This window comes from Hydrogenophaga sp. H7, from assembly GCF_002025745.1.
Taxonomy (GTDB): domain Bacteria; phylum Pseudomonadota; class Gammaproteobacteria; order Burkholderiales; family Burkholderiaceae_C; genus Hydrogenophaga; species Hydrogenophaga pseudoflava.
The window spans coordinates 5,001-13,134 of sequence record NZ_MCIC01000009.1 but is presented as its reverse complement, the minus strand read 5'-3'; the positions used below and the strand labels follow the sequence as shown (position 1 = coordinate 13,134).

The 8,134-nt window shown below is 61.6% G+C and carries 6 protein-coding genes, 1 rRNA gene and 3 pseudogenes (1 of these 10 running past the window's edge); 8 read left to right on the top strand and 2 right to left on the bottom strand.

Going from position 1 to position 8,134, the window contains the following annotated elements; all coding sequences use genetic code 11:
- Positions 1-160: 160 nt before the first annotated feature.
- Positions 161-1,609, bottom strand: coding sequence for an IS1182 family transposase (locus BC358_RS06360; protein ID WP_079364878.1), 1,449 nt, complete (start codon positions 1,607-1,609; stop codon positions 161-163).
- Between the two features lie 215 nt (positions 1,610-1,824).
- On the opposite strand from BC358_RS06360, the gene BC358_RS06355 reads away from it, so the two are divergent.
- From BC358_RS06355 to istB, 7 genes and pseudogenes are all read left to right on the top strand, one after another.
- On the top strand, positions 1,825-2,124 hold the full coding sequence (locus tag BC358_RS06355; protein ID WP_079365169.1) for a hypothetical protein: 300 nt from the start codon (positions 1,825-1,827) through the stop codon (positions 2,122-2,124).
- 109 nt (positions 2,125-2,233) lie between these two features.
- A pseudogene (locus BC358_RS06350) lies at positions 2,234-2,683 on the top strand (IS21 family transposase); the annotation flags it as partial.
- Between the two features lie 76 nt (positions 2,684-2,759).
- Positions 2,760-3,152, top strand: a complete 393-nt coding sequence (locus BC358_RS06345) for a transposase (RefSeq protein WP_079365167.1) — start codon at positions 2,760-2,762, stop codon at positions 3,150-3,152.
- A complete protein-coding gene (gene tnpB, locus BC358_RS06340) occupies positions 3,149-3,469 on the top strand; it encodes an IS66 family insertion sequence element accessory protein TnpB (protein WP_143434199.1) in 321 nt (106 codons plus the stop codon). The genes BC358_RS06345 and tnpB overlap by 4 nt, the downstream gene beginning before the upstream one ends.
- Before the next feature lie 80 nt (positions 3,470-3,549).
- Positions 3,550-5,103, top strand: a complete 1,554-nt coding sequence (locus BC358_RS06335; protein WP_079365170.1) for an IS66 family transposase — start codon at positions 3,550-3,552, stop codon at positions 5,101-5,103.
- 32 nt (positions 5,104-5,135) lie between these two features.
- Positions 5,136-6,227 (top strand): annotated as a pseudogene (gene istA / locus BC358_RS06330) (IS21 family transposase); the annotation flags it as partial.
- Positions 6,220-7,035: an IS21-like element helper ATPase IstB gene (gene istB, locus BC358_RS06325; RefSeq protein WP_079365166.1), complete on the top strand. Its 816-nt coding sequence runs from the start codon at positions 6,220-6,222 to the stop codon at positions 7,033-7,035. The pseudogene istA and the gene istB, both read left to right, overlap by 8 nt.
- Before the next feature lie 59 nt (positions 7,036-7,094).
- Here istB and BC358_RS06320 read toward each other — a convergent pair.
- Positions 7,095-7,413, bottom strand: a pseudogene (locus BC358_RS06320) (transposase); the annotation flags it as partial.
- A 427-nt stretch (positions 7,414-7,840) separates the two neighbouring features.
- Here BC358_RS06320 and BC358_RS06315 point away from each other — a divergent pair.
- Positions 7,841-8,134, top strand: a 16S ribosomal RNA gene (locus tag BC358_RS06315); it runs 1,235 nt beyond the window's last position.

The window sequence follows — 8,134 nt, the reverse complement described above, 5'->3', positions numbered from 1 at the left end:
GCAGCGAGGCCGTGTGACAACTCCCTGGCAGTTCGGGCGAGTCACGCTCAAACCGCAGATTTTTCGGCTTTAGCGAATTGACGTCGTCTGAGCGTCGGCAAGGCGACGCTGGAGCGTATTCGAGGCTTTACATCGGGCCTTCAGCGGCTGCAAAGGGCGCCTATCCGCCCAACAACCGCATCGCCTTCTTGGTCTCCTCAAAGCCCAAGATGGCAAGGACGCGTTTGAAGTTGTACGCCAACACGTTCAGGCTCATCTCGGTTGCGACGTTCTGCATGCCTCGGGTCAGGAAGTGCGTCCAGCCCATCCAGTGCTTGAGGGTTCCGAAGACGTGTTCAACGGTGCTCTTGCGCACGGTCATGGCGTTGGACATCTGGTCTAGCCGTTGCTGGGCCCTGTCCATGACTTCCTCATGCTCCCATCTCCTGATGCGTCGGTAATTGCTCGTTGTGCATTGCGCCTTCATTGCACAGCCAGGGCAAGCACTGGACCAATAGATGCTGATCTGCAGTCCAGCCTCTTCTCGGCTGAAGCGGTGGATGGCTCGTTCGCCTGCTGGGCACTGGTATTCGTCGGCATCAGCGATGTAGATGAAGTCTGTCTTGTCAAACCGGCCCTCTGCTCTCGCATTGGATGTCATGGGCTTGGGTACAAGCGCTGCAATCCCGGCGTCGTCACAAGTCTTGAGCTCCATACCGTTGTAGTAACCGCGGTCGGCAATGGCCTTCAATCGGCGCTTTCCCATCACATCACGCGCGGCCATTGCGATTGCACTGAGCTGTGACCGGTCGCTGCCATTGTTGGTGACCTCATGGGCGACGATCAGATGATTCTTCGTGTCGACCGCTGTCTGCACGTTGTAGCCCACCATGGCCGTCCCCTTGGCGCTGTGGGTGGTCATTGCACGTGCGTCAGGGTCCGTCTGGGAGAGCTGCCGATCAGGCAGCGTCTCCAGTTGCGCCTTGACGACTTGAAGGTCTTGCAAGCGCTGGCGCATCTTTTGGATCTTGCCTTGCAGACGCTCGGTCTTTGCCTGCATCTCAATGGGCTGGGTTCGATCCGCAGTCTCAAGGGCATCAAGGTAGCGCTGGATGCTCTCCTCCAGCTCCCGTTCACGTCGCTCGATCTTGCCTGGCGTGAAGTTGCGCTCGCGGTTGTTGACAGCCTTGAACTTGCTGCCGTCGATGGCCACAACGGCGTCGGTGAACAGCTTCAACTCGCGGCACAACATCACGAAGCGACGGCAGACGTTGCGAATGCCTTTGCCGTTGTCGCGGCGGAAGTCTGCAATGGTCTTGAAGTCAGGGGCGAGCCGGCCGGTCAGCCACATCAGTTCCACGTTGCGCTGGCATTCGCGCTCCAGTCTGCGGCTGGACTGGATGCGGTTGAGATAGCCGTAGAGGTACAGCTTCAGCAGCACTGAGGGGTGGTACGAAGGCCGCCCGGTTGACGCCGGCTGCAAGCCCTGGAACTCCAGAGACGCAAGGTCCAACTCGTTGATGAAGGCATCCACAATTCGAACCGTGTTGTCCTCTGCGATGAAGTCATCCAAGCATTCCGGCAGCAATGTGACTTGCTGCCTGTCCTGACCTTCGATGAATCTGGACATATTGACCTCGCTGTTCAATATGTCTGCGGACTCTACCGGCTGGATAACAAAGCTGCGAGAGGGTTTTCACACGGCCTCCAGCGGTTGCTGCCCCTCGTCTCCGCTAGCCGAACGCACGCTGTCCGTCGTCATGCAGTCATTGGGGCCGGTAGCCATGGGATCGAACAGTGAGATGCCTTAGCATGCAGCTCCCCCGTTTTCATCCAACTTGACACATGGCTCGCAGCAAGCAAGACGAAAGAACGCAAGAGCGGACTCGATTGATTGTTCCGCTCACGGAGGCGAAGGAGCGGATCAAGCTGCAGTTGGAGCGCGGCAGGGCGGTTCCCAATGCGTCGATCAATGAGAACGATGAGGCCAGGCGCTGGTACGACTTCACCGCAGAACTCTTGCGACAAATCAGCAGCACAGATGAACTGCAAGATGAGTTCACGGGGAGAGGTGGCTTCAGTTTTGGCGGAGACATCTCCACAGGACACTACCTAAGGAAGCTGCTCTCCTTGTATGAATGTTGATTCATTTCCAGAGCTGGGCCATTTCGGGACGCGTTCACGTTGAAATCTGAGCCACGTTGCCGCTCTATCGTGCTGAGTTTTTCAGCACGGGGGAGCAGGAGTGATCAACGTGAGCACATTGAGCAAGTTGCGCCGCCTCGTGCTGAGGCAGGACGTGTCGGTGCGCGAGGCCAGCCGCAGGCTGGGCATCTCGCGCAATACAGCCACCAAGTGGCTCAAGGACGGACAGATGGTCGAGCCCCGATACCCGCAACGGGTGTCGGGCCCCAGCATCCTGGACCCGTACAAGGATCAGTTGAGCCAATGGCTCAAGGCCGATAGCCATCGCAGCAAACGCGATCGGCGCGGGATCAAGGCGATGTTTGAAGCGCTGCGGGCGCAGGGCCACAGCGGCAGTCGGGGACCGGTGTACGCCTTTGCCCAGCGCTGGCAGCAAGAGCAAGGCAACGCGTCACGCGGCGCGGGGTTTGTGCCGCTGAGCTTCGAGTTGGGCGAGGCATTCCAGTTCGACTGTAGCGGCGAGTACCTGTTCATCGGTGGGCTGCGCCGCCGCCTGGAGGTATGCGTCCGGTGAACCCATCTTGAGTCGATGACGGTAATCGACGATCGTCCCCACGAAGGAGATCGTGGGGACGATGGAACGATTGATCGATGGACAGCGCCGACTGCGGCGCGAGTACAGCGCTGATTTCAAGGCGCTGGTACTGACTCGAACCCGTGGGCCTGGTGCATCTGTGGCGGGTGTAGCCTTGAGTCACGGCCTGCACCCGAACATGGTGCACCGCTGGTTACGCGAAGATCGCTTGACGGGAACACACGTCCAGCAGCAACCGCCGGCCTTTGTTGCCCTACCTGTTCCGACGGGCGTCAGCGATGTTCGCGTTGCTCAGACGGCAGGGGCTGCCTCGGGCGCGGAGGGCGAGTTTATTCGTATCGAGCTGCAGCGTGCCGGTACCACCATCACGATTAACTGGCCGGTGACGGCGGCTGCTCAATGCGCCCAGGCACTGCGTGAGTTGCTGCGATGATCCGTATTGACGCCCTGTGGCTGGCAACCGAGCCGCTGGACATGCGCGCCGGAACGGAATCGGCCCTGGCCCGCGTGGTGGCGGTCTTCGGTGCTGCGCGCCCGCATCACGCCTACCTGTTTGCCAACCGGATGAAGGTGTTGGTACACGACGGCATTGGGGTGTGGCTGGCGGCGCGGCGCCTGAACAGCGGCAAGTTCGTCTGGCCGCGTGACGGTGCGTTGACCACCACGCTCAGCCGCTCGCAGTTCGACGCTCTGGTGCTGGGCCTGCCCTGGCAGCGCCTGGGCGATGGTGGCCTCATCACCGTGCTCTGAATCTGATCGCTGACATGCGGCCTGCCAATCGGTGCATGTGCCAATGGCGTGGCGTTACCGGCGCTGGCACAGTCATGCCCATGGTCGTAGAGCCGCAATCCCTGGATAGTCTGAGTCCCGAGCAATTGCGCTCGGCGCTGCTGTCCATGCTGCAAGCCGCTGCTGCCAAGGACCAGGAGCTTGCCTTCAAGCAGACCCTCATCGACAAGCTCACGCACGAGAACGCGCTCTTGAATCGCATGAAGTTCGCCGCCCAATCAGAGCGCTTCAGCCCTGAGCAGAAGAGCCTGCTCGACGACGAGATCGAAGCGGACCTGGCGGCCGTGGCCAGCGAGATCGACGTGCTGTCGCAGGCGCAAACGCCGACCACCCCCGAGAAGAAACAAGCCAAGCGGCTGCCCTTGCCAGCGCACCTGCCACGCCGCGAGATCCGCCACGAACCCACGTCCACCACCTGCTCGTGTGGCTGCCAGATGAAACGCATCGGGGAGGACGTGGCCGAGAAGCTGGACTATGTGCCCGGCGTCTTCAGTGTCGAGCGCCACATCCGCGGCAAGTGGGCCTGCGCCCGGTGCGAGACCATTCAACAAGCGCCGGTCGAGGCGCACGTCATCGACAAAGGCATCCCCACCACCGGCCTGCTGGCCCAGGTGCTGGTGGGCAAGTACGCCGATCACCTGCCGCTGTACCGGCAGGAGGCGATCTTCGGCCGCGCTGGCCTGGCCATCCCTCGCTCGACCCTGGCGCAGTGGGTGGGCACCTGCGGGGTGCGGCTGCAGCCGCTGGTCGATGCCCTGAAGACCGAGATCCTCAGCCACCGGGTGCTACACGCCGATGAGACGCCGGTGGCCATGCTCAAGCCCGGCGATGGCAAGACGCACCGCGCCTACCTCTGGGCCTATGCGCCGGGGGCCTTCGAGAGCATCAAGGCTGTGGTCTACGACTTCTGCGAGTCGCGCTCGGGCGAGCACGCCCGGCGCTTCCTGGGCCACGGCACCGTCAAGGCCTGGAAGGGCAGCCTGACCTGCGACGACTTCAGCGGATACAAGGCCTTGATCGCCAGCGGCGTGACCGAAGTTGGCTGTCTGGCCCATGCCCGGCGCAAGTTCTTCGACCTGCACGCGGCCAACCAGAGCCAGATCGCCGAGTTCGCCCTGCAGCAGTTCGCCCGGGTCTATGAGATCGAGCGGGACGTCAAAGAGCTGGACACCGAGCAACGGCAAGCCGTTCGGCAGCAGCAGACCCGGCCGATCCTGGACGCTCTTAACGAGTGGATGACGCTGCAACGGCGCCAGGTGCCCGACGGATCAGCAACCGCCAAGGCGCTGGACTACAGCCTGCGGCGCTGGGATGCGCTGACCCGATTCGTGGATGACGGACAACTGCCGGTCGACAACAACTGGATCGAGAACCAGATCCGGCCCATTGCCATCGGTCGTAACAACTGGCTGTTTGCCGGCAGCCTGCGTGCGGGCCAGCGAGCGGCCGCCGTCATGAGCCTGATCCAGTCGGCCCGTATGAACGGGCACGACCCGTATGCCTACCTCAAGGACGTGCTCACGCGACTGCCCACGCACAAGGCCAGCCGCATCGTCGAGCTCCTGCCACACCGCTGGAAACCCGCCGACGCCTGATCACCGGCCTCGGTAGGCCTGGGTTTGCCGGACGCTTACGCCTGGAGGTGGCACACACCAAGCTGGCGGCCAGTCGCGCCTTCTGTCTGGTGGCGTACTACAGTCAGGCGCACGAGATGCTGTTCGATGCACATGCGCGGGCGTTCGCTCTCTTCGGTGGCGTGCCACGGCGGGGCATCTACGACAACATGAAGACCGCGGTCGACAAGGTCGGTCAGGGCAAGCAGCGCAGCGTCAATGCGCGCTTCGAGGCCATGACCGGGCACTACCTGTTCGAGCCGGAGTTCTGCAACCGGGCCGCCGGCTGGGAGAAGGGAGTCGTCGAGAAGAACGTTCAGGACCGGCGCAAGGACATCTGGCGCGAGGCCAGTGAGTGCCGCTGGGGATCGCTTGACGAGCTCAACGACTGGCTGGAGCAAGCCTGTGTGAAGGCCTGGGGCGAGATGAGTCACCCAGAGTGGGGGCACCTCACGGTGGCCGACGTCTGGCAGGACGAACGTGCACGCCTCATGCCCAACCCCCGGGCGTTTGATGGCTATGTGGAGCAGCCGGTGCGGGTCTCTGCCACTTCGCTGATCCACTTCCAGCGCAACCGCTACAGCGTGCCATGCGAATGGATCCACGCGGTGGTCAGTCTGCGGGCCTACGCAGATGGCCTGCTGGTGGTCGGTCCCGATGGGCGACAGGTGCGCCTGCAGCGCAGCTTCGAGCGGGACCAGACGCTCTACGACTGGATGCACTACATCGCGCTGATCGAGCGCAAGCCCGGCGCGCTGCGCAACGGCGCGCCCTTCAAGACCATGCCCGAACCCCTGCAGGAGTTGCAGCGCCAGTTGCTGCGCCACAGCGGTGGCGACAGGGTGATGGCGCAGGTGCTCATGGGCGTGAGCCTGCATGGGCTAGAAGCCGTGCTGGTGGCCGTGGAGCTGGCGCTGCAGTCGGGGCGGGTGAGTGCCGAGCACGTGCTCAACCTGCTCTCGCGCCTGCAGGAGCAGCGCATGCCCGAGCCGCCGGTGGCCACACTGCTCGCGCTCAACACACCGCCACTGGCCAACCTGCAGCGCTACGACACGCTGCGCAACGCCCAGCCTCAAGAGGCCTCACCGGAGTCCGACCATGCATGACCTCATGGATGCCTTCAAGGCGCTGGGCTTGCACGGCATGGCCAGTGCCTGGCCGGAGGTGCTGGGCACTGCGCGCATGAAGTCGCTGGATCACGAGGCCGTGCTGCACCAGCTCATCAAGGCAGAGACCGCGCAGCGCGAGGTGCGCTCCATGGCTTACCAGATGCGCGTGGCGCGGTTCCCGTCGCATCGCGATCTCGCCGGCTTCGACTTCGCCCACACGCCCATTGATGAAGCCTTGGTGCGCCAGCTGCACACCCTTGGCTTCGTGGACTCGGCCCACAACGTGGTGCTGGTCGGTGGCCCCGGCACAGGCAAGACCCACCTGGCCACCAGCCTGGGAATCGAGGCCATCCGCCAGCATGGCAAGCGGGTGCGCTTCTTCTCCACGGTGGAGCTGGTCAACGCCCTGGAACTGGAGAAGGCGCAGAACAAGTCCGGGCAGTTGGCACACCGGTTGATGTACGTCGATCTGGTGATCCTGGATGAACTGGGCTACCTGCCGTTCACGCAGTCGGGCGGCGCGATGCTGTTCCACCTGCTGTCCAAACTCTACGAGCGAACGAGCGTGGTGATCACCACCAACCTCACCTTCTCCGAATGGAGCAGCGTCTTCGGCGACGCCAAGATGACCACGGCTTTGCTCGACCGCCTCACGCACCACTGCCACATCGTAGAGACGGGCAACGAGAGCTGGCGATTCAAGCATTCCAGTGCCGCTGGCGCGGCACCATCAAAGCCACGCAGCAAAGCTCAGAAAGGAGACCGAAAAACAGCAGACCCGATAGACTTATCCACAACCGAGTAGCCAGAATATCCATCAAACCAGTGGCTCAGTATTCGACGTTATCACTGGCTCAGTTGTGCTGATGAATCAACAGGCAGGTTGTGTTCACCGGTATCCAGGCCCGCAAACTCACGGAACAGCGCCATGTCGTACAGCGCCTCTTCCATAGCCGGGTCCGAGAGGTTGAACCACTGTTGGACGAAGTGGATGCGCAGCATGGTCTTGACGGCAAACAGCGGGCGTCCGCCCTTGGCGCCCGGTGCAGGCGCATGTGGCGAGATCAAGGACACCAGCGCAGCCCAGGGCACCACCAGGTTCATCTCGTCTAGGAACTCGCGCTCGCGCGTCTTCAAGGCCCAAGCGCTCGAATCCGTTCTCGCCCAGGCTCAGTTGCTTCATGCCGTCAATGTCTCACATCGGGCCATGGGCGCCGGGGCTTTGCAGACCTTACTTAAACGTGTGCAGCGTCATGTGGATACCGCGATTAGCCGGCTTGGCACGGATGCTCGGTGCATCCACGCGCAGCGGATGGTGGGCACAGCTCGAGGAATGGCCCGTTGCCTTGACAGTGCCTCTTTCATTTTTTTACACAAGCTCAAAAACTGGTGTATACTGCAAGGCTTCGCTGATCGCAGCAAAGCAAACAAGAAAGCAAGCGATGCTTGGGTTTCTTGAGGATCATTAAAAACATACAGCCGATAAGCGTGGGCGTTTGAAGGCGATTGCGAAACAGAACTCGAAAGAGTTCAAGTCGCAAGACTTTAAACGCTCATGAGAATAGAAGTGAAGTTCACTTCAATTCCGTTTTTATGAGTAATTCAAGATCGAACTAAAGAGTTTGATCCTGGCTCAGATTGAACGCTGGCGGCATGCTTTACACATGCAAGTCGAACGGTAACAGGCCGCAAGGTGCTGACGAGTGGCGAACGGGTGAGTAATGCATCGGAACGTGCCCAGTCGTGGGGGATAACGCAGCGAAAGCTGTGCTAATACCGCATACGATCTATGGATGAAAGCGGGGGACCGTAAGGCCTCGCGCGATTGGAGCGGCCGATGTCAGATTAGGTAGTTGGTGGGGTAAAGGCCTACCAAGCCAACGATCTGTAGCTGGTCTGAGAGG

Bases quoted from the DNA above. Each gene is read 5' to 3' on its own strand.
- BC358_RS06360 (WP_079364878.1), bottom strand. From the start codon at position 1,609: ATGTCCAGATTCATCGAAGGTCAGGACAGGCAGCAAGTCACATTGCTG.
- BC358_RS06355 (WP_079365169.1), top strand. From the start codon at position 1,825: ATGGCTCGCAGCAAGCAAGACGAAAGAACGCAAGAGCGGACTCGATTG.
- BC358_RS06345 (WP_079365167.1), top strand. From the start codon at position 2,760: ATGGAACGATTGATCGATGGACAGCGCCGACTGCGGCGCGAGTACAGC.
- tnpB (WP_143434199.1), top strand. From the start codon at position 3,149: ATGATCCGTATTGACGCCCTGTGGCTGGCAACCGAGCCGCTGGACATG.
- BC358_RS06335 (WP_079365170.1), top strand. From the start codon at position 3,550: ATGGTCGTAGAGCCGCAATCCCTGGATAGTCTGAGTCCCGAGCAATTG.
- istB (WP_079365166.1), top strand. From the start codon at position 6,220: ATGCATGACCTCATGGATGCCTTCAAGGCGCTGGGCTTGCACGGCATG.